15 protein-coding genes and 2 tRNA genes are annotated in these 18,200 nt (G+C 68.5%); 3 read left to right on the top strand and 14 right to left on the bottom strand.

What is annotated here, in order from left to right:
- Positions 1 to 16 precede the first annotated feature (16 nt).
- Genes AC1DK9_RS15735 through AC1DK9_RS15720 form a run of 4 tightly spaced genes read right to left on the bottom strand, consistent with a single transcriptional unit; the run spans position 17 to position 4,792 of the window.
- Positions 17 to 1,258, bottom strand: coding sequence for a class I SAM-dependent methyltransferase (locus AC1DK9_RS15735; protein ID WP_476916495.1), 1,242 nt, complete (start codon positions 1,256 to 1,258; stop codon positions 17 to 19).
- A complete protein-coding gene (locus tag AC1DK9_RS15730) occupies positions 1,255 to 2,682 on the bottom strand; it encodes a class I SAM-dependent methyltransferase (protein WP_476862863.1) in 1,428 nt (475 codons plus the stop codon). The genes AC1DK9_RS15735 and AC1DK9_RS15730 overlap by 4 nt, the downstream gene beginning before the upstream one ends.
- Positions 2,679 to 3,410 carry a DUF1365 domain-containing protein gene (locus AC1DK9_RS15725; RefSeq protein WP_476862862.1) on the bottom strand — a complete coding sequence of 244 codons (732 nt, stop codon included), beginning with the start codon at positions 3,408 to 3,410 and terminating at the stop codon, positions 2,679 to 2,681. Before AC1DK9_RS15725 ends, AC1DK9_RS15730 begins: the two co-directional genes overlap by 4 nt.
- Positions 3,407 to 4,792, bottom strand: coding sequence for an NAD(P)/FAD-dependent oxidoreductase (locus tag AC1DK9_RS15720; protein ID WP_476862861.1), 1,386 nt, complete (start codon positions 4,790 to 4,792; stop codon positions 3,407 to 3,409). The genes AC1DK9_RS15725 and AC1DK9_RS15720 overlap by 4 nt, the downstream gene beginning before the upstream one ends.
- Positions 4,793 to 4,964: 172 nt before the next feature.
- Here AC1DK9_RS15720 and AC1DK9_RS15715 point away from each other — a divergent pair, with 172 nt between their 5' ends.
- On the top strand, positions 4,965 to 5,885 hold the full coding sequence (locus AC1DK9_RS15715) for a LysR family transcriptional regulator (RefSeq protein ID WP_476862860.1): 921 nt from the start codon (positions 4,965 to 4,967) through the stop codon (positions 5,883 to 5,885).
- Between the two features lie 3 nt (positions 5,886 to 5,888).
- Here the strand turns inward: AC1DK9_RS15715 and AC1DK9_RS15710 are convergent, their stop codons facing one another.
- Positions 5,889 to 7,313 (bottom strand): aldehyde dehydrogenase family protein, encoded by a 1,425-nt coding sequence (locus tag AC1DK9_RS15710; protein ID WP_476916494.1) that lies wholly within the window; start codon positions 7,311 to 7,313, stop codon positions 5,889 to 5,891.
- Between the two features lie 99 nt (positions 7,314 to 7,412).
- Between AC1DK9_RS15710 and AC1DK9_RS15705 the strand changes: the two genes are divergently transcribed.
- A complete protein-coding gene (locus tag AC1DK9_RS15705; protein ID WP_476916493.1) occupies positions 7,413 to 7,919 on the top strand; it encodes a DUF2004 domain-containing protein in 507 nt (168 codons plus the stop codon).
- 48 nt (positions 7,920 to 7,967) lie between these two features.
- Here AC1DK9_RS15705 and metE read toward each other — a convergent pair whose 3' ends face one another.
- Together metE and AC1DK9_RS15695 are read right to left on the bottom strand one after the other, a co-directional pair.
- Positions 7,968 to 10,310: a 5-methyltetrahydropteroyltriglutamate--homocysteine S-methyltransferase gene (metE, locus tag AC1DK9_RS15700; protein WP_476916492.1), complete on the bottom strand. Its 2,343-nt coding sequence runs from the start codon at positions 10,308 to 10,310 to the stop codon at positions 7,968 to 7,970.
- Positions 10,311 to 10,367: 57 nt separating this feature from the next.
- Entirely contained in the window at positions 10,368 to 11,342 is a 975-nt protein-coding gene (locus AC1DK9_RS15695) for a methylenetetrahydrofolate reductase (RefSeq protein WP_476916491.1), read from the bottom strand.
- A gap of 445 nt (positions 11,343 to 11,787) precedes the next feature.
- Here AC1DK9_RS15695 and AC1DK9_RS15690 point away from each other — a divergent pair, with 445 nt between their 5' ends.
- Complete coding sequence (locus tag AC1DK9_RS15690; RefSeq protein WP_249777074.1) at positions 11,788 to 11,985, top strand: hypothetical protein; 198 nt, start codon at positions 11,788 to 11,790, stop codon at positions 11,983 to 11,985.
- Between the two features lie 34 nt (positions 11,986 to 12,019).
- Here the strand turns inward: AC1DK9_RS15690 and AC1DK9_RS15685 are convergent, their stop codons facing one another.
- The 7 genes from AC1DK9_RS15685 to AC1DK9_RS15655 form a co-directional block, all read right to left on the bottom strand.
- Complete coding sequence (locus AC1DK9_RS15685; RefSeq protein ID WP_476862855.1) at positions 12,020 to 13,222, bottom strand: ROK family transcriptional regulator; 1,203 nt, start codon at positions 13,220 to 13,222, stop codon at positions 12,020 to 12,022.
- A gap of 212 nt (positions 13,223 to 13,434) precedes the next feature.
- Positions 13,435 to 14,592: a class I SAM-dependent methyltransferase gene (locus AC1DK9_RS15680; protein WP_476862854.1), complete on the bottom strand. Its 1,158-nt coding sequence runs from the start codon at positions 14,590 to 14,592 to the stop codon at positions 13,435 to 13,437.
- A 69-nt stretch (positions 14,593 to 14,661) separates the two neighbouring features.
- A complete protein-coding gene (locus tag AC1DK9_RS15675; protein WP_476862853.1) occupies positions 14,662 to 15,795 on the bottom strand; it encodes an NAD(P)-binding domain-containing protein in 1,134 nt (377 codons plus the stop codon).
- A gap of 64 nt (positions 15,796 to 15,859) precedes the next feature.
- A tRNA-Ala gene (locus tag AC1DK9_RS15670) sits at positions 15,860 to 15,932 on the bottom strand.
- Between the two features lie 186 nt (positions 15,933 to 16,118).
- Positions 16,119 to 16,191 (bottom strand) — tRNA-Ala (locus AC1DK9_RS15665).
- Between the two features lie 118 nt (positions 16,192 to 16,309).
- Positions 16,310 to 16,711 (bottom strand): ribosome silencing factor, encoded by a 402-nt coding sequence (gene rsfS, locus AC1DK9_RS15660; RefSeq protein WP_476862852.1) that lies wholly within the window; start codon positions 16,709 to 16,711, stop codon positions 16,310 to 16,312.
- 130 nt (positions 16,712 to 16,841) lie between these two features.
- Entirely contained in the window at positions 16,842 to 18,197 is a 1,356-nt protein-coding gene (locus AC1DK9_RS15655; RefSeq protein ID WP_476862851.1) for a hypothetical protein, read from the bottom strand.
- Between the last annotated feature and the right edge of the window lie 3 nt (positions 18,198 to 18,200).

Genomic DNA, 18,200 nt, shown 5'->3' with positions numbered 1-18,200 from the left:
GCCTGCTGCCAAGCCGTTACTCCGGACGGCTGCAGAGAATCTGTTCCACCCCCATGCGGCCTTCCGCGAAGCTGCGAAGTGCGCCCACCAGGTAAAGCCGCCAGACCCGGGCAATTTCCTCACCCATCATTGCGACGGCGGCGTCGTGGTTCTGTTCGAATCGGGCGTACCAGGCCTCAAGGGTGCGGACGTAATCCCGGCGCATCGCCTCGACGCCCTCAACCTCGAGGCCGGCCTCCTCCAGGAATCCCAGCGTTTCCCCCACCGGACGCATGTGCATGTCCGGGGCAATGAACGACTCGATGAACGGTCCTCCCCCGGGGTGCTTGCCGCGCCGCGACATCTGCTGCACCAGGACGCGGCCGCCGGGGACCACGTTGTTGAACAGTGCACCCGCATACACCGGGTAGTTGCGCTGACCCACGTGCTCGCCCATTTCGAGCGAGGCCACGGCGTCGAATGGTCCGTCCGGGATCTCCCGGTAGTCCTGGACCCGGATCTCGACGCGCCCCTCCAGGCCGCGTTCCTTGATCCGCGCGTCGATGAATGCCTTCTGCTCGACGGAAAGTGTCACGCCGACGACGTCGACGCCGTAGTGCTGCGCTGCGTGCAGGCTCAGCGAGCCCCAGCCGCAACCGATGTCGAGCAGCCGCATACCCGGCTTCAGCCCGATCTTGCGGCACACCAGATCCAACTTGTCCCGCTGGGCGTCCTCAAGGCCGTAACCCGAAGCGGCGTTCCCTCGGGAATCCATCCAGTAGCCGCTTGAATAGGCCATCTGCGGGTCAAGGATCAACGCGTAGAAGTCGTTGCTGAGATCGTAGTGATGGCTGATGGCGGCGCGGTCCCGGATCAGGCTGTGCAGCCGGCCCTTCACCCGGGCCTGGCTGGCCGGCGGCTCCGGCGGCGTACCGAGGGCCCCGGCGACCTTGGCAATTTTAGCCACCCCGGCCAACACCGACGGCGTCGGCCGGACGCCGGTCAAGCCGCGGTCCCGGACCACCTTCCAGAGGTGCTCCAGCGCCGAGTTGAGGTCGCCGTCGACGTCCAGTTCCCCGGTGACGTAGGCCTGCGCCGCACCCAGCTCCCCCGGCGCCCAGAGCAACCGGCGGATTGCGTCCGGCGAGTTGAGCCGCACCACCGGCGCCCCGGCCGGACCGGCCTCGCTGCCGTCCCACACGACCAGCCGGACGGGGAGTTCTCCGCCGACCACCGGGCGGAGGACATCCGCGATTGTGCTTGCGAGCGCCGCCGTCATCCTGCGATCCGTCCGCTGGAAGCATTGGCTGTTGCCCTGCTGGACGCCTTATCCAGCACGATCTGCTGCACGTCCAGGTAGCCGGTCTCGAAGCCGGCGCGGGAGTAGCACAGGTAGAACAACCACATCCGCTGGAAGATCGTGTCGAACCCGAGGGCCTCGACGTCCGCGGCGCGGGCCATGAAGCGCTCCTCCCACAACCGCAGGGTCTGGGCGTAGTGCTCGCCCATGGCGAGGCGTTCGCGGACCCGGAGGCCGGTCTGCTTCTCGGTGATTTCCTCGATCGCCCGGACCGAGGGAATGACCCCGCCCGGGAAGATGTACTTGTGGACCCAGGTGTAGCTGGTGCGGGTGGCGATCAACCGGTCGTGGCCGATCGTGATGGCCTGGATGGCGACCTTCCCGCCCGGGGCCAGGACGCGCTCGATCGTCTGGAAGTAGGTGGCCCAGTACTCATAGCCCACCGCTTCGATCATCTCAACGGAGACGACGGCGTCGTACTCGCCTTCGACGGCGCGGTAGTCCTTGAGCTCGATCGTGACGGCGTCGGCGTAGCCGGCCTCGGCCACGCGCTGCCGGGCCAGCTCCTGCTGCTCGCTGGAGAGGGTCACGGAGTAGACCGTTGCGCCGCGGGCTGCGGCCCGGAGGGCCAGTTCGCCCCAGCCGGTGCCGATTTCCAGTACCCGGGTTCCCTGCGTGACGCCGGCCTTGTCCAGCAGGCGGTCGATCTTTGCCTGCTGGGCGGCGGCGAGGCCGTCCCAGGCAACGTTCCGCAGCTCGTCGCCGCTCTCCGGGAAGAGAGCACTGGAATACGTCATGGTGCTGTCCAGGAAGGTCGCGAAGAGCTCGTTGGACAGGTCGTAGTGCCGGGAGATGTTGGAGCGGGTGTTCTGCTCCGTGTTCCGCTCGGTGCGGGGCGTGCGGGGCAGGTACAGCCCGCGCAGCTTCTGCAGCGGCTCGGGTACGAGCGTCCCTACCCGGGCAGCGAAGACTTCCATCACGGCCGTGAGGTCGTCCGCGTCCCAGTCCCCGGCCATGTAGGACTCGCCAAGGCCGATCAGTCCGCCGTCTCCGAGTCGGGCAGCGAAAGCCTCCGGGCGGTTCATGGTCATTACCGGGAAGGACTGGCCCGGCTCAACCGCGGCCTTTCCGAGCACGGTGCCGTCGGGGTAGCGCACCTCCAGCGGCAGGCGGCGCACGGCAGCGCGGAAGATCGCATCCGCGGCCTTCCCGGCCAACCGGGCCTTGAAGCTTGAGGGCACGGTGGCGATGCTGGGCCAGATCGCGGCGTCGATATTCGCCGGAGGCTGCGGCACCTTGTAGGGCACGGCCGTGGTTGAAGGTGCCTGGCCTGCGCCTGACGGCTTCGCCTGGGCAGGGTTCGTCTGCGCCGGCTGGGATCCGGTCGCTTCGGTCATGGTCACTGGACTGCCTCCTGTGAGGGGTGGTGTGGTCTTTTGATGATGGGCAGCCGACGTGCCCAAAGCTTGATTCCCTGCCAGCGGATTTGCGCGGCCACCCGCAGCGGCGCCAGCGGGACGGCGAGCGCCGCGGCCAGGATGTTCGGCACCGCGGCGTCGCGGCGGATGCCGTCCATGGTGGCGACGAAAGGCTTCTGCCCATCCCGTTCCAGGACGATCGAGACGGCGAGACGCTCGGCGGGTTCCGGCAGTTTCATCCGGTAGTCGCCGTCGACGTCGTTGAACGGCGAGACGTAGAACGCCTTCGGTACGGTGGCCCGTCCGGCGTCGTCCGTCTCCAGCAGGTAGCAGTGCCGTTCCCCGTAGGTGTTGTGGACCTCGGCGACCACGCAGCGCAACTCCCCCGCGCCGTCGTGGCACCAGAACAGGCTGAGCGGGTTGAAGACGTGCCCGAGGACGCGGGCGCTGGTCAGCATGGTGATCCTGCCGCCGTCGAGGGTGATCCCCTGGGTAGCGAGGTAGCGTTCGACGTTGCCGCGCAGCGTGCCATTGGGATCGCCTAGGTGGTCCGCCACGGAGAATCCCGCCAGCGGGGACAGCCAACGCGGCAGCTCGGGAAGGGCATCGACGTCGACGTACCAGCTGTAGCTGCGGTAGGTAAAGGCGTTGTGCAGCGGGCTGCGCCGCACGTGGGCAATCGAGGTGCGGTAGATGGCTGAGCTGCCGGTCATGCGCGCTCCACAGAAGCCGACTGCAGTTCCGGCACCTGCCCGTTGGGAGCGTCGGCCTGTTCCCACTCGCGTCCGAGCTTCGCGGCGGCGCGGACGCCGGACAGGGCGCCGTCCTCGTGGAAGCCCCAGCCGTGGTAGGCGCCGGCGAACGCCAGGCTGCCGTCGCCGAGGGTCAGGATCTGCTGCTGGGCGCGCAAGGAATCCGGCGTGTACTGCGGGTGTTCGTAGACCATCTGGTCGAGGACGGTCCCGTCGCCGATCAGCTCCGACTCGCCGAGGCTGACGATGTAGCGCTTGCCGTCCGCCGGTTCCAGCCGCTGCAGGCGGGTCATGTCGTAGCTGACCAGGACCCGGTCCGGGCGGGCGTCGCAGGAGGGCAGCCGGTAGTTCCAGGAAGCCTTGGCGTTGTCGCTGGCGGGCAGCACGGCGTCGTCGCGGTGGAAGACGGTGTGGTTGACCGAGTAGGGCATGCCGCCCAGGGCGTCCCGTTCGGCGGGGCTGGCATCCTCGAGCATCCGCAGCGCCTGGGCCGGGTGGGTGGCGATCACGACGGCGTCGAAGGTCTCACTGCCGAGCGCCGTGGTGATATCCACCCCGCCGTCGTGCCGCCGGACGCCGGTGACCGGAGCGGACAGGCGGATGTCCGGCAGCGTGGCGGCGAGCTTGTCCACGTAGCTGCGCGAGCCGCCCGTGACCGTGCGCCACTTCGGGGAGCCCTTGACGCCGAGGAGCCCGTGATGGCCCAGGAAGGTGAAGAGGTAGCGGGCCGGGTAGGCCAGCGCGGTGGTGGGGTCGCAGGACCAGACGGCGCTGACCACGGGCGTCATGAAGTGCACGATGAAATAGCTGCTGAACTTCTCCCGGTCCAGGAACTCGCCGAGGGTGAGCTCTGGAGCGTCAGCGCCCGTGCCAGGGTTGCTCGCGGCGGCGTCGGCCTCTGCCAGCAGGGCGCGGGCCCGGCGGTAGAAGCGGGTGACCTCCAGCAGCATGAGCAGGTAGCGGCCGCGCAGCAGGGTGGAGGGGCGCGGGATGATGCCCCGCGCGCCGGCCCGGGCCCCGGCATATTCCAGACCGCAGCCGTCGCAGCGGATGGACATGCTCATTTCCGATTCCTGCGTCTGGACGCCGAGTTCCTTGAACAGCCGCAGCAGGGTGGGGTAGGTCCGGTTGTTGTGGACAATGAAGCCGGTGTCGATGCCCAACACGGAGCCGTCGGCCTGGCGGACATCGTGGGTGTGGGCGTGGCCCCCGAGCCGTGCATCCGCTTCGAACACCGTCACGTGGTCGCGCTGGTTCAGGACGTAGGCGGCGGTCAGTCCGGCCACCCCGCTTCCGATCACGGCGACGCGCCGCCCGTCCGGGATGCTTGCTCTCTGCTGCACTGGTCTACTCCTGTTGCTTCGCCTGAATTGTCCTGGTGGATCGTCTTATGGGCAATTCGTAACCGCGGGGCGGCCGGATGAGTGCGATTTCCCATCGGCTGCCCGCACACCAATGTGCCAGAATGAAGCGGGATTTCGCTCCCGCCTCACCGTAACCACCGAAGGACCGTCCTTGATCAACCCCGTGCACCTCCGAACGCTCGTGGAAGTGGTCCGGCTGGGCTCGTTCGCCGCGGCGGCCACGCGGCTGGGCTACACGGCCTCGGCGGTCTCGCAGCAGATGTCGGCCCTGGAGCGGGACACCGGGGTGGCCTTGTTCCAGCGGTCCGCCCGCAGCATCCATCCGACCGAGGCCGCCGTCGTAATGACCCGGCATGCGTCCAAGGTCCTCACCGACATCGACGCGCTGATGGCAGCCGCAGCCCGTACCCATGACAGCGCCAGCCAGGAACTCCGGCTCGGCATCTTCCCCAGCCTTGCCACCTACGTCCTCCCCCGGATCCTGCAGAACCCGGCGTGGAAGAAGCTGGGCATCGAACTGAGGGTCTCGGTGGCCGAGCCGGGGCAGACGATCCAGGGGCTGCGCACCGGCGGCGAGCTCGACGTCGCGCTGGTCTACCAGGTGGGCCAGTCCGGCCTCGCCTGGCCGCACACGGTAAACCGGCAGTGGATCGGCGACGACGACTTCCGGGTGGTGCTGCCGGCAGCCTGGGGAATCGGCCCCGGGTCCAAGGTGGCGGCCGACCACCTCTCCGACATGCCCTGGATCATGCACCACCCCGGCACGTCCGACGCCACCGTGATCGAACGGCTCTTCGCCAGCTGCAACCTGCACCCGCGGGTGGTGGCGTACAGCGACGATTTCCATGCAAGCCTGGAGATGGCGGCGGCCGGGCTGGGTGCGGCGCTGGTTCCGGAGTTGGCCCTGCTGCACCGTCCCGCCGGCGTAGTGGTGCTGGACGTCCCTGAGATCCGGTTGGCCCGCAACGTCTTCGCCCTGCTGCCCAAGGAAAAGCAGACCGCCCAGGTGCAGCTGTTCGTGGAACTGCTGGCGGACACCTTGCACAAGCTAGGAACCACGCACCGGGACTAGGCCTTAGGGCTGGCCGGGCTTCTGGTGCTTCCTCCCGAACTTGGCGATTTTTCCGGCCGGCGCCACCAGGGTGCTGATGATCCGGTGCTTGGCCTTCGTATACGGCGGGTAGATCAGCGCCAGTGTGTCCGGCCAGAGCGGCTTGGAGAGTGTGGAGCGCTCGTGAGAGAACGTCCGGAGCGAGTGTTCGCCGTGGTAGGCGCCCATGCCGCTGCCGCCCACCCCGCCGAAGGGCAGGCCCGGAACGCCCAGGTGCGCAGCGGGCACGTCGAAGCACAGCGCCCCTGACGAGGTCTGTTCGGCGAACGCCCGGCGCGTGTCGGCGTCGTTACTGAAGACGTACAGGGCCAGCGGCTTGGCTCCGGCGTTGATCGTCCTGATTGCCTCGTCCCGGCCGCTGACCGGAACCAGCGGAAGCAGCGGGCCGAAGATTTCCTCGCCCATCACGGCGTCCCCGGGCGCAGGCCGCAGCAGGGTGGGAGCAAAATACCGGCCGGCGGCGTCGCGTTCGCCGCCGTGGACGACCTTGCTGCCGTCCGCGAGCGCCGCAAGCCGGTCGAAGTGCCGGTCGTTGATGATCCGGCCGTAGGATCCGCTCCGCGCCGAATCCGCGCCGAACAGCTCCCCGATCGCCTTGACCAGCGCGCTTTCCAGCGGAACCAGGACGTCCTCCCTGGCCAGGATGTAGTCCGGCGCCACACACGTCTGCCCGGCGTTCATGAACCTTCCCCAAGCAATCCGTTTGGCCGCCTTGGCAAGGTCCGTGGAGGCATCGACGTACACCGGGGATCTGCCGCCCAGCTCCAGGGTCACTGGCGTCAGGTGTTCGGCCGCTGCGCGCAGCACCACCTTGGCCGCGGCCTCCCCCCCGGTGAAGAAGATGTGGTCGAACCGCTCCGCGAGCAGGGCGGAGGTTTCGGGAATTCCGCCTTCCACCACTTGGGCCGCGCCGGGCAGGTATTCCGGGATCCAGCGGGCCAGGGCGGCGGAGGTTGCCGGGGCGTGCTCGCTGGGCTTGAGCACCACGGTGTTTCCCGCGGCCAGCGCCCCGGCCAGCGGGGCCAGCAACAGCTGCAGCGGGTAGTTCCACGGGCCGATCACCAGCACCACGCCCAGCGGGGTGAGTTCGGTCCACGCCTTCGCCGGCTGGACCGCCAGCGGAACGGGGACAGGTCGGGGACGCAGCCACGCTTCGAGGTGTTTCTCCAGGTGGGCGGCTTCCGCCGTGACAAACCCGATTTCCGTCAGCTGCGCCTCGGTTTCGTGCTTGCCCAGGTCGCTGGCCAGTGCGGCGGCGAACTCGCTGCGCCGCTCGACGAGCATCCGCCGGAGGCTGCCGAGCTGCTCCAACCGCCATGCGAGCGGGCGGGTGGTTCCGCTGTCAAAAAAATCTCGGGCGCGGGCAACGGCGTCGGCAATGGTTTGCATTCGAACAATGTACCGGTCCCCCGCCGGTGTCCGGGGGCGGTACCGGATAAATCCCGGGCGATGCTGGAACGGACCCGTATTGAGGACTATGTTGAAGACATGAGCAAGGTAGCGAGCCAGCACTTTGGAGAAATCGAGCTCAACCACGGGCGTGACCATAATTTCGCCGCGAAGCACGAACTAGCGGGCCAGCCCCTGGAGCTTGACCTCAATGTCAACGCGCATGACCATTTCGACGAGGCGGCCATGCACAAGGTTGACTACCGGCTACGCTTCCTACCCGAGCTCGTGGACCAGGTCCGCGAAATGATCGCCGAGGAGCTCGAGCAGGAAGGCACCAGCCCGCAGGAGTACCTTCGCTTCCATTGCAACGCCATAAAGCCCGAACACCTGCAGCAGGTCTTCGGCGTCACGGACAAGGCGCAGCTGACCAACCAGGTCTTCCTGAAGGCGCTCAAGCTCGGCCACGTGGGCATCTACCCGGGCCAGCCGGAGCGCTACTTCGTCCTCGACTTCACCCTCGGCGCGCACTTCTCCGACGAGGTCCTCGTCGCCTCCGCGGACGAGGACGGCGTGGTTGACGACGAGATCCTCTGGGAATCCTGACGGCCACCTCGGTAGGTGGCCGGCCGCCGTCGTTCGTGGAGCCGAGTGCTACTTGGCCGCCTCAAGGAGATCGGCGCGAACCGTCCTGGTGGCCGCGACCAGGTTGCGCAGCGATTCCTCGGTCTCAGCGTAGCCCCGGGTCTTCAGGCCGCAGTCAGGGTTGACCCAGAGCTGGCGGGACGGGACGTGCTTGACCGCGGTGCTGAGCAGTTCGGTGACCTCCTGCTCGCCCGGGACGCGCGGCGAATGGATGTCGTAGACGCCCGGGCCCACGCCGCGGCCGAAGCCGTGCGATTCGAGGTCGTGCACTACCTCCATGCGGGAACGGGCAGCCTCGATCGAGGTGACGTCGGCGTCGAGGCCGTCGATCGCGTCGATGATGGCGCCGAACTCGGAGTAGCACAGGTGTGTGTGGACCTGGGTGGCGTCCGCGGCGCCGGCAGTGGCGAGGCGGAAGGACTTCACCGACCAGTCCAGGTACGCGGCCTGGTCCGCCTTGCGCAGCGGCAGGAGTTCGCGCAGGGCCGGCTCGTCGACCTGGATCACCTTGATCCCCGCGGCCTCCAGGTCCGCGATCTCGTCGCGGAGCGCCAGGGCCACCTGGTTGGCGGTCTCGCCGAGGGGCTGGTCGTCGCGGACGAAGGACCAGGCGAGGATGGTGACCGGGCCGGTGAGCATGCCCTTCATCGGCTTGTTGGTCAGGGACTGCGCGTAGCGGGCCCATTCCACCGTGATCGGGGCGCTGCGGGTGACATCGCCCCACAGGATGGACGGGCGGGTGCAGCGCGAGCCGTAGGACTGGACCCAGCCGTGCACGGTGACGTCGAAGCCCTCGAGGTTCTCGGCGAAGTACTGGACCATGTCATTGCGCTCGGGCTCGCCGTGGACCAGGACGTCGAAGCCGAGCTCTTCCTGCAGGTCGACAACGCGCTTGATTTCGTCCTTCATGAGCTGCTCGTACTGTTCGGTGCTGAGCTCCCCCTTGTTGGCGCGGGCCCGGGCGGTGCGGATCTCCGACGTCTGCGGGAAGGAGCCGATGGTGGTGGTGGGCAGCGGCGGCAGGTGCAATGCCTCGGTCTGCGCGGCTTCGCGGACCGCGTAGGCGGAGCGGGTGAAATCGGCGTCGGTCAGCGCCGCGGTGCGTGCCCTGACCTCGGCGCGGCGGACGCCCTCCGCCTCGGCGCGGGAGGCGATGATGCGGGTGGCCTCCTCGATGGCCGGGCGCACGGCGTCGGCGTCGGTCAGCAGGCCCGCGAGGGTGACGACCTCGGCGGCCTTCTGGTCGGCGAAGGCGAGCCAGCTGCGCAGCTGTGCGGAGAGCTGGACTTCCTCCTCGACGTCGTGCGGCACGTGCTGCGCTGAGGTCGAGGTGCTGATGGCCAGCTTGGCCACGGACTGCTGCAGTGCGGCGATTTTCGCGGCCGAGGCTGCCAGGTCGTTGCGCCAGATGTTGTGGCCGTCCACGACGCCGGCCACGAGGGTCTTGTTGCCCAGCGCGGCGAGGGACGCGGCGGAGGGGACCTCGCCCTTGAAGACGTCCAGGTGCAGGGCGTCGATGCCGGTCGCCGCGAGGGTGCCAAGCTGTCCGCCCAGCGCGCCATACGGCGTGGAGACGAAGAGCTGCGGACGGTTCGCGGCGGCGGCGAGGACCTCGTAGGAACGGGCCACGGCGGCCTGGATTTCCTCGGCCGGGGTGTCCTGGTCAACCACGAGGGCGGGCTCATCGAGCTGGACCCAGCTTGCGCCGGCGGCGGCCAGCTTCTCCAGCAGTGCTGTGTAGACGGGGAGGACGTCCTCGAGGCGGGACAGCGGGCTGAACCCGGCAGGGGCGTCGTCGGAGGCCTTGCTCAGCAGCAGGAACGTGACCGGGCCGACGATGTACGGGCGGGTCTCCACACCGTTGGCGAGGGCGTAGGCGAACTCCTCGACGATCCGGCTGGAGGTCAGCGAGAAGCTCGTCTCCGGGCCGATCTCCGGAACCAGGTAGTGGTAGTTGGTGTCGAACCACTTGGTCATTTCCAGCGGCTGCTGGGCCTCGGTGCCGCGGGCCAGGGTGAAGTAGCCGTCGATGTCGAGCTGGCCGTCGGCGTCGAGGAGGTTGCCGAAGCGGGCGGGCACGGCGCCGAGGTGGGCGGCGGCGTCGAGGACCTGGTCGTAGTAGGAGAACGTCCCCGGAACGGCGGCGGCTTCGCTCAGGCCGAGGTCGTGGAGGCGCTTGGCGGTGCCCAGCTGGATTTCCTTGGCGGCCGCGTCCAGGGCGGCGGCGTCGATGGTGCCGGCCCAGTAGGCTTCGACGGCCTTCTTCAGCTCGCGGCGGCGTCCGATGCGCGGGTAGCCAAGGATCGAGGCGGCCGGGAACGGGGTGGGGACAGCGGTGTTCTTGTCAGTCATGGGAAGTCCTAAAAGTTGGTGGGGCGGTGCGGGGGAAAGTTGTGTCTGCCGGCGCCGTCAGCTGGCGAGCTGGCGGCTGGCGGCGGGGCGTTGGAGGCTGCCGTGGCGGTGGCCGTTTCGCGGGCGCGGCAGCGCGAGCTTGTCCAGCACCTCGAGGGCGCTGGCGTGCTCGTTGAACGTGTAGAGGTGCAGGCCCGGGGCGCCGGCGTCCAGGGCCGCGTTGGCCAGGTCCACGGTGGCGTTGACGCCGATCCGGTTGCGTTCGGCGTCGGTGTCGGCGGCGGCGAGCCGTTCGATCAGTTCCGGCGCCGGTTCGACGCCGGTCAGTTCGCCCAGCCGGGTGAGCCGCCTGATGCTGGTCAGGGGCATGACCCCGGGGATGATCGGGATGGTGACGCCGGCGCGGCGGGCCCGGGACAGCAGCTGCGCGTACTGCTCGGTGTGGAAGAAGACCTGGGTGATTGCGAAGTCCGCGCCGGAGCGCTGCTTGGCCAGCAGCACCTCGACGTCGTGCGCCTCGCTCGGCGACTCGGGGTGCCGGGTGGGGTACGCTGCGACGCCGACCGCCACCTTGCCGGCGCAGAGCAGGGCCGAGCGACGTTGTTCGACGCGGCGGATGAGCTCGATCAAGTCCTGGGCGTAGCGCAGCGAGCCGTCGGCGGGGACTCCCCCGTCCCGGGGCTGGTCACCGCGCAGGGCGAGAATGCCGCGGACGCCGACGTCGAGCAGCTCGCCGATGATTTCGGCCAGCTCCTGGGGCGTGTTGCCCACGCAGGTCAGGTGCGCCAGGGGGCGCAGTGTGGTTTCCTGCACCAGGCGGTTGATGAGTTCGACGGCGGTGTTCCGGTTCGAGCCGCTCGCGCCGTAGGTGACGGACACGTAGTCGGGACTGGTGGCTTCCAGTTCCCCGATGGTGGTCCAGAGCGACTCAGCCGCCGCGGGCGACCTGGGCGGGAACAGTTCGTAGGAGAGCGCAACGGGTGCCGCGCCGGCGAGATTTGGATGTGCGTCAATAAGGCTTGGTGGAGACATTTGCGTCCTTGGCTGTGAGCCACTGGTGCCAGCTGTGCCGGAGTCCGGCCGGCGCTGGCGCCAATGAGTTGAGTTTGGGGAACACGGAGGGAACTTCAGCAGGACGCAGTCGCGACTGTTACGCCTGATACGAAGTTGTCCGTGAGCAAATGTCAGGCCCACATGGGGGCACCCACACCCTCCTTGGCCGCCCGGGAAATTTCCTGTGGGCCGGCCCGCAGCGGAGGATCGCTGACACGTTACCGCGGTAACTTGTGTACGACTCTAGGGCGGCCGGGAGAGGCATTCAAGTCTGGCGCCGAATTAAGACGCGTCTTTACGTTCTTTTCCAGCCCTTCGCAGAAGATTCTTCGTTCATTCGGCCGATTGCGTCTGCTGGCTGTGCGCCCGGGAGCAGGGCTTCGGGCCCTCCCCAGCGCTGCCCACGCAGGTCTATCCTGAGGGCATGATCCAGCTTCCAGCCAGTTACCAGGAGTATCTCGCCGGCAAGAGCGAGAGCGTCATCAACACCGTTCGGCCGATCCTGATGCAGTCGGCGGCGGACAAGTTGCACGGCGTCCGGGTGGTGGTGCATCCGCACGACCACCAGGCGCATCTGGATGACACCATCCCGTTCGGGACCGTCATCGAGGACATCGACTGACGGCAGTCCCCGCGGCCGAGGGGGCTGCTGCTCGTTAGCCCTCCAGCAGGAGGCGCTGGGAGCGCGGAGCCAGCGTGTGCTCAAGGACCAGGCAGGCGGCGCCAATCGCGCCCACGTCCTCGCCCACGCCGGTGCCGACGACCTCGATGCCGTGGATCTTCCGGGTGGCGCTGTTATCCCCGACGAGTCCCGGGATGAGTTCAAGGTAGGCCGGCGCGAGGCAGGTCCAGAAAGGGCCGCCGAACACGACGCGGTCCACATCCAGGGCGTTGGTGACCGCCGAGATGGCCCGTCCCACGAGCACCGCAGATTTCCGCAGGATGCCCTGGGCCTCCTCGTTCCCGCTGTAGGCCAGCGCGCAGAGTTCCGCGAAGCGTTCCTGCACGGCGGGCGCGCTCCGGTCCGCAAGGGAGCCGTCCAGTACGCCGGCCGCCTCGGCCTGGGCCACGAGGACCTGCGGTATGGCGGAGGACTTCACACAGCCGTGCTGGCCGCAGTCGCACAGCGGGCCGTCGGGATCCACGATGATATGCCCGATCTCGCCGGCGTTGCCGGAAGTGCCGCGGATGACCTCGTCGTTGAGCACCACCCCGCAGCCGATTCCGGTGCCCATGTACATGAAGACGAAGCTGCCCGCGCCACTGGGGCCGCCGGCCCAGGTCTCGGCCACGGCGGCGCTGGTGACGTCCTTGTCCAGCAGCGTGGACAGCCCGGTGGCCTCGGCGAGACGGTCGCGCAGTGGAACACGTTCCCAGCCCGGCAGCAGGGGCGGATCCACTACAGCGCCCTCCTCAAGGTCGATCGGCCCCGGCGAGGCGATGCCCAGCCCGGCGACCTTGGCGCGGTCCACGCCGGAGTCCTCGACCAGCTGCTTGATCTCGGTGGCGATGGTGTCGATGATGGAGTCCGGATCCGCACCCGACGGCGTCTTGATCCGGGAGTGCTTGACCACGGCGCCCACGAGGTCCAGCACAACGAAGGTTAGGACGGCGGGGTCGAGATGGACGCCGACGGCGTACATTCCGCCCGGGTTGAGCCGGAGCATGGTCCGAGGCTTGCCGGGGCCGGTGCCTTCCTTGCCCGCCTCGACGATCAGGTTCTGGTCCAGCAGCCGGCGGGAGATGTTGGAAATAGTCTGCGGCGAGAGTCCGACGATCTGCGCGAGTTCCACCCGGCTGAGCCCGTTCGGGGCGCGCCGGATGGCGTCCAGGATGACGGTGAGGTTGAAGTCTCCCATTCGTGGCAGGTTTGTTCCGCGCCGCGGCGAGGGTGTGCGGATCTCAGTCACTGGTACCTCTCAACGTCTTCGGCCAAGCACTGCTGATGTCAGAATCGTACGTTACTTGCGGCCCCCAGCCCCCACCTTTGTCCGTCACAGTCGGACTGATTCGCCCCGCCGGCACTGCCGCGGGCCCAGCCGGACCCGGACGTGTGCCCTTGCCTGCCCCCCTAGGGGCGTGGGCCTCTTACACTCGCGGTGACGGTGAATTTCGGGTTCCGCCCCACCTCGCGGGTGCGGCCGACCAGCCGCTCCAGCGCGGGCTGGTAATGCAAGTGGCTGTTGAACACCGTCCACAGTTCGCCACCCGGAGCCAGGACCCGGGCGGCGGCTTCGATCAGCTTGATCCCGGCTCCGGCGTGCACGGCGGCCCCCAAGTGGAAGGGCGGGTTGAGCAGGACCAGCTCGGCGCAGGCATCCGGCATGGTGCTCATGGCGTCGTCCTGCAGAACCTCGATCTGACGCTCCAGGCCGTTGGCGCGTGCCGTGGCCCGGGCGGAGTCGACGGCCGCCGCAGACCGGTCGGTGGCGGTGACCTGCGCCTCCGGGTGGCTGCGGGCGTACAGGGCCGCCAGGATTCCGGTGCCGCAACCGAGGTCCACGGCGTGCGCGACGTTGGGGATCTCCGGCAGGAAGTCCAGCAGGAAGCGCGTTCCGATATCCAGCCCGGTGCCCGCAAAGACGGCCCCGTGGGCGTGCACCGTGAGGTCCAGCCCGGCGTGGCGCTCGGAAACGGGATACGGAGGGGCCCCGGTGACCGCTTTCGCGGCCCGGGCGAGCAGGATCCGTGATTTCTGCCGTGCCAGCTGCGGCTGAACCTCGCCAAAGTAGCGCTCCAGCACGGCGTTCATGCCCAGGCTCATGTGCTTGACCCGGCCGCCGGCCAGCAGCACCACACCGGGTGCGGCGTGCCGGGCGACGGCGTCGGCAATCTCCTCGAGCTCGGCGAGGGAGCGTGGCAGCTGAAGCAGCACCAGCCCGGCGCCTTCCACGGCATCGGCCAGCGGGAGCTGCTCGAACCCTTCCGTGAGACCGGTCGCTGCGGCGTTATGGCGCAGCGCCCGCTCCCCCGTGACAAGATCCTCGTGGACCCGGACGGGTCCGGTTTCCTGCAGCCCCAGGGCGAGCGCACCGAGGGTCAGGGCTCCGTAGCGGTCCCCCACGGCGGCGATCCGGGCGCCGGGTGCCAACTGGCCGGCGGCGCGAAGCTCGGCCGCGGTGTCCAGCAGCAGCCGGTCGGTGGCGTCCCAGGCCTGCAGGTTGGCCGCCTCGACGTCGGGAAACCTCCGGAGCCGGGAGAAGAGGGAATCAAGATTGTTGTCCGCCACGCGAGGGGTTGCCGCCGTTCCTTGTCGGGCCGTCACAGATCAGGCTTGGGTATGTTGCAACGCTATACGTTATCCCGGACCGGCCAGCAGTTTGACGATCCCGGCCACGGCGGCCCGGCCCGCGCGGTTGGCGCCGATGGTGGAGGAGGACGGGCCGTAGCCCACCAGGTGGACCCGGGGCTCAGCGGCCACCTGCGTGCCGTCCATGGCGATGCCGCCGCCGGGTCCGCGCAGGTGCAGCGGCGCGAGGTGCTCCAGCTCGGCGCGGAAGCCGGTTGCCCAGAGGATGACGTCGGCGGCCAGGAAGCTCCCGTCCGCCATCCGCACTCCCCCGGGTTCGATGCCGTTGAACATGGGGTGGCGCTGGAGCACGCCGCGCTCCGCGGCCGCACGCAAGGCCGGCGTCCAAATCAGTCCGGTCACGGCAACGACGCTCTGCGGCGGCAGCCCCTGTCGCACCCGCTCCTCGACCAGGGCGACGGCGTCGTGGCCTGCCTGCCGGTCGAAGGCGGCGTCGCGCCAGACGGGTTCACGGCGGGTGAACCAGGTGGTGCTGGTGACCTTGGAGATCTCATCGAGCAATCCCACGGCGGAAATGCCGCCGCCCACCACGATCACGTGCCGGCCGCGGAATTCCTCGGCGGAAACGTAATCCGCGACGTGCAGTTGCCTGCCGCGGAAACTGGCCTGGCCCGGGTAGATAGGCCAAAAGGGGCGGGTCCAGGTGCCCGTGGCGTTGATCAGGGCCCGGGCGGACCAGGGGCCGCGGGACGTTTCGAGATGCAGGCGTCCGGCCGGGTTGCTGTCCTCGCGGCCAACGGCCTGCACCTTCACGGGCCGCTCGATGGCAAGGCCGAGTTGGGCTTCGTAGCCGCCGAAGTAGCGGCTCAGGAAACGCGAACTGGGCTCCTGCGGGTCCACCGATGGCTGCGGGATCCCCGGAAGGTCGCTGATGCCGTTCACAGTGTCCATCAGCAGGCTCTTCCAGCGGTGCCGCCACGCGCCTCCGGGACCGTCTTCGGCGTCGAGCACCACATAGCTCAGCGGGCCGGCGGAGGCGTTGTCGTGACCCGGGCCGCCGGAAAGCGGGGCCGGGACGAAGCCGTGGCGCTGGAGGTGGTACGCGGCGGACAGTCCCGCCTGACCGGCACCGATGACCACGACGTCGGCTGGACGCACCGTCGTCAGCGTGCTGTCGTTCACGGTCCCATCCTATTTGCGCGTTAACTAAAGCGAGGCCCCGCTCGGAGAGCGGGACCTCGTTCGGTGGAGCTGAGGGGACTCGAACCCCTGACCCCCTGCATGCCATGCAGGTGCGCTACCAGCTGCGCCACAGCCCCGAAACCGCTGCTGACCGGAACCGAAAGATGCTGTTTCGATCAAGCAACCTGATTAGCTTAATCTACATTTGCCGCCGACGCTAATCGGCCTACGGCGTGGCGGATCTGCAGTCTTTGGATACGCCCGGGCGGCGGCAGGACACAAAAAAATCCGCCGGAATCTCTCGATTCCGGCGGATCATTCGGTGGAGCTGAGGGGACTCGAACCCCTGACCCCCTGCATGCCATGCAGGTGCGCTACCAGCTGCGCCACAGCCCCGAATTTTCGCTGCTCCGAATTCGTTCTCTCCGAAGCAACTCAAATATCTTAGATCAGCACTTCTGAAAATTCCAAATCGGGCATATTCAGGGTTTTGCGCCGGTCGCTCCCTGGCCGCTTACTCGGTTTCGGTGGCAGCGTTGGCCTTCGCCGAGGCGTCGTCGCCGAGCTGCAGGTCCACGACCGGGCAGTCCTTCCAGAGACGCTCGAGGGCGTAGAATACGCGGTCCTCCTCGTGCTGGACGTGGATCACGACGTCGGCGTAGTCCAGCAGCACCCAGCGTCCGCCGGAGCGTCCTTCGCGGCGCACGGGCTTGAGGTCGAACTTGGACAGTTCATCCTCGATGCCGTCGACGATCGCGTTGACCTGGCGCTCGGACGGCGCCGACGCAATCAGGAAGACGTCCGCGAGGGCCAGCCGCTCACTGACGTCGAGAGCCACAATGTCCTCGGCCAATTTTTCCGCGGCCGCGCGGGCTGCGTGGCGGGCTGTGGCGATGGATGAATCGGTTGCAGTCACGGGACTCCTTGTTGAATGTGTAAAAGCTTTTGAATAGAGAAGCTGTTTTGAAAGAAAAAGGTGCGTTGGCGCAAACGCCTGCTGGACGGGGCCAGATCCGAAACAGCGCAGGGACGCTGTTACGACTCGGCTAGTGTGCCAACCCGGTGATGATCAGGACGATGCCGACGATCAGCGCCACGACCCCAAGGGCCAGCACGCCGAGTTGAAGGGCGCGCAGGCGCCGTGCCCGGCCCAGCCCGGCCGTGGCCGCGTCGAGCGGATCGAGACCGTAGGCGGCGTTGGCAGCGACCGGCGGACGCGCGGCAACGTCCTCCTCCACTGCCTGGGCGCTGGAATTTTCAAGGGCGGCTGCCGCAGCCGGGCGGCGGGTCGAAGCGGCCTGCGCAGCTGCCTCGGCACGAGCTAGCACACCCGCACGGCCGTTGGCCGGGCCGGCATCCCGCTTGCGGGCAGGGCCGGGACGGCGCGCGGTGCGCGGAGGCTGGACTTTCGGGCTGGAATTGGTGACCAGCGGGACGTACGACGTGGCAGGGCGCTTCATGACCGGCCGCTCCACGCCGGGAACCTGGACGAATTCCAGCGGAGTCACCATGGCGAGGTTGCTGGCGGTCGAGGGATCGTTCTTCGGCGCTTCGCTGCGCGGCTGTGCAGGCCGGTTGTTCTGCTCGGCCAGCTTCTGTTTCGCGGCCGCGCGCCGGTTGAGCACGGCGGCCCGTTCGGCGAGGGCAATTTGCTCGGCCAGTATTTCCGGGTTGACCGCGTCCGGATCAGTGGCGGCAATGTGCTCCATCTTCGCCACCTGGTTGCGGGCCTGCGCGGCAAGCAGCTCGCGGGCGGCGAGGGCTTGCTCGACGCTCATGCCCTCCGGTAGCTGGCCGCCGGGGCCGGGCCCTTCTTTAGCGGCGCCCTCGTTTGGCGCGGCGGCAGTCTCCGCCGGTGTCGCGGTCGGCTCGTCCGAGGTATCAGTGCCGGACGACGGCTTGGTTTCCGGTTTGGCTGCCTGCGCCACGACCGGATGTGAACGGGTGCGCTGCGAGGGCATCGGCACGATCGGGTTGGCCGAGGTGGCAGGAGCCGTCTCCTCCGCCAGTTGCTGCAGCCGGAGCTGGCGGCGCGTGGGGGCGCCTCCCGGTGAAAGTTGTCCCTCTTTTTCAGCCAGTTCCTTGATGGTGCGCAGCGCGGCACGGTCGCGGGCCCGGATCTGGGAAGAGCGTTCGGCGGCGGAGGTCGTTCGGACCGAATCCACCGGGCCGGGTACGCGGCGGCGTCCCGTGGTCTCGGCTTCGGTCGGTTCCTCGGGACGCCCTGAGAAGGAGGGGTTCGCTCCGGCCTGCCCGGAGCCGGACCCTGTGCCCTCCTGGTTCCGGGCAGCCTGACCGGCACCAGCACCCGGGGTGCTCGCGTTCGGGTTGGCTTCCTGGCGTTCATCCCTGGCCTGGCGCAATTCGCGGCGGCTGCGGATGGGAGGCTGTTCCTGACTCATTGA

The organism is Arthrobacter sp. 01T414, assembly GCF_056398965.1.
The sequence above is the reverse complement of the archived record's forward strand: the minus strand, read 5'-3'. Positions and strand labels throughout refer to the sequence as shown.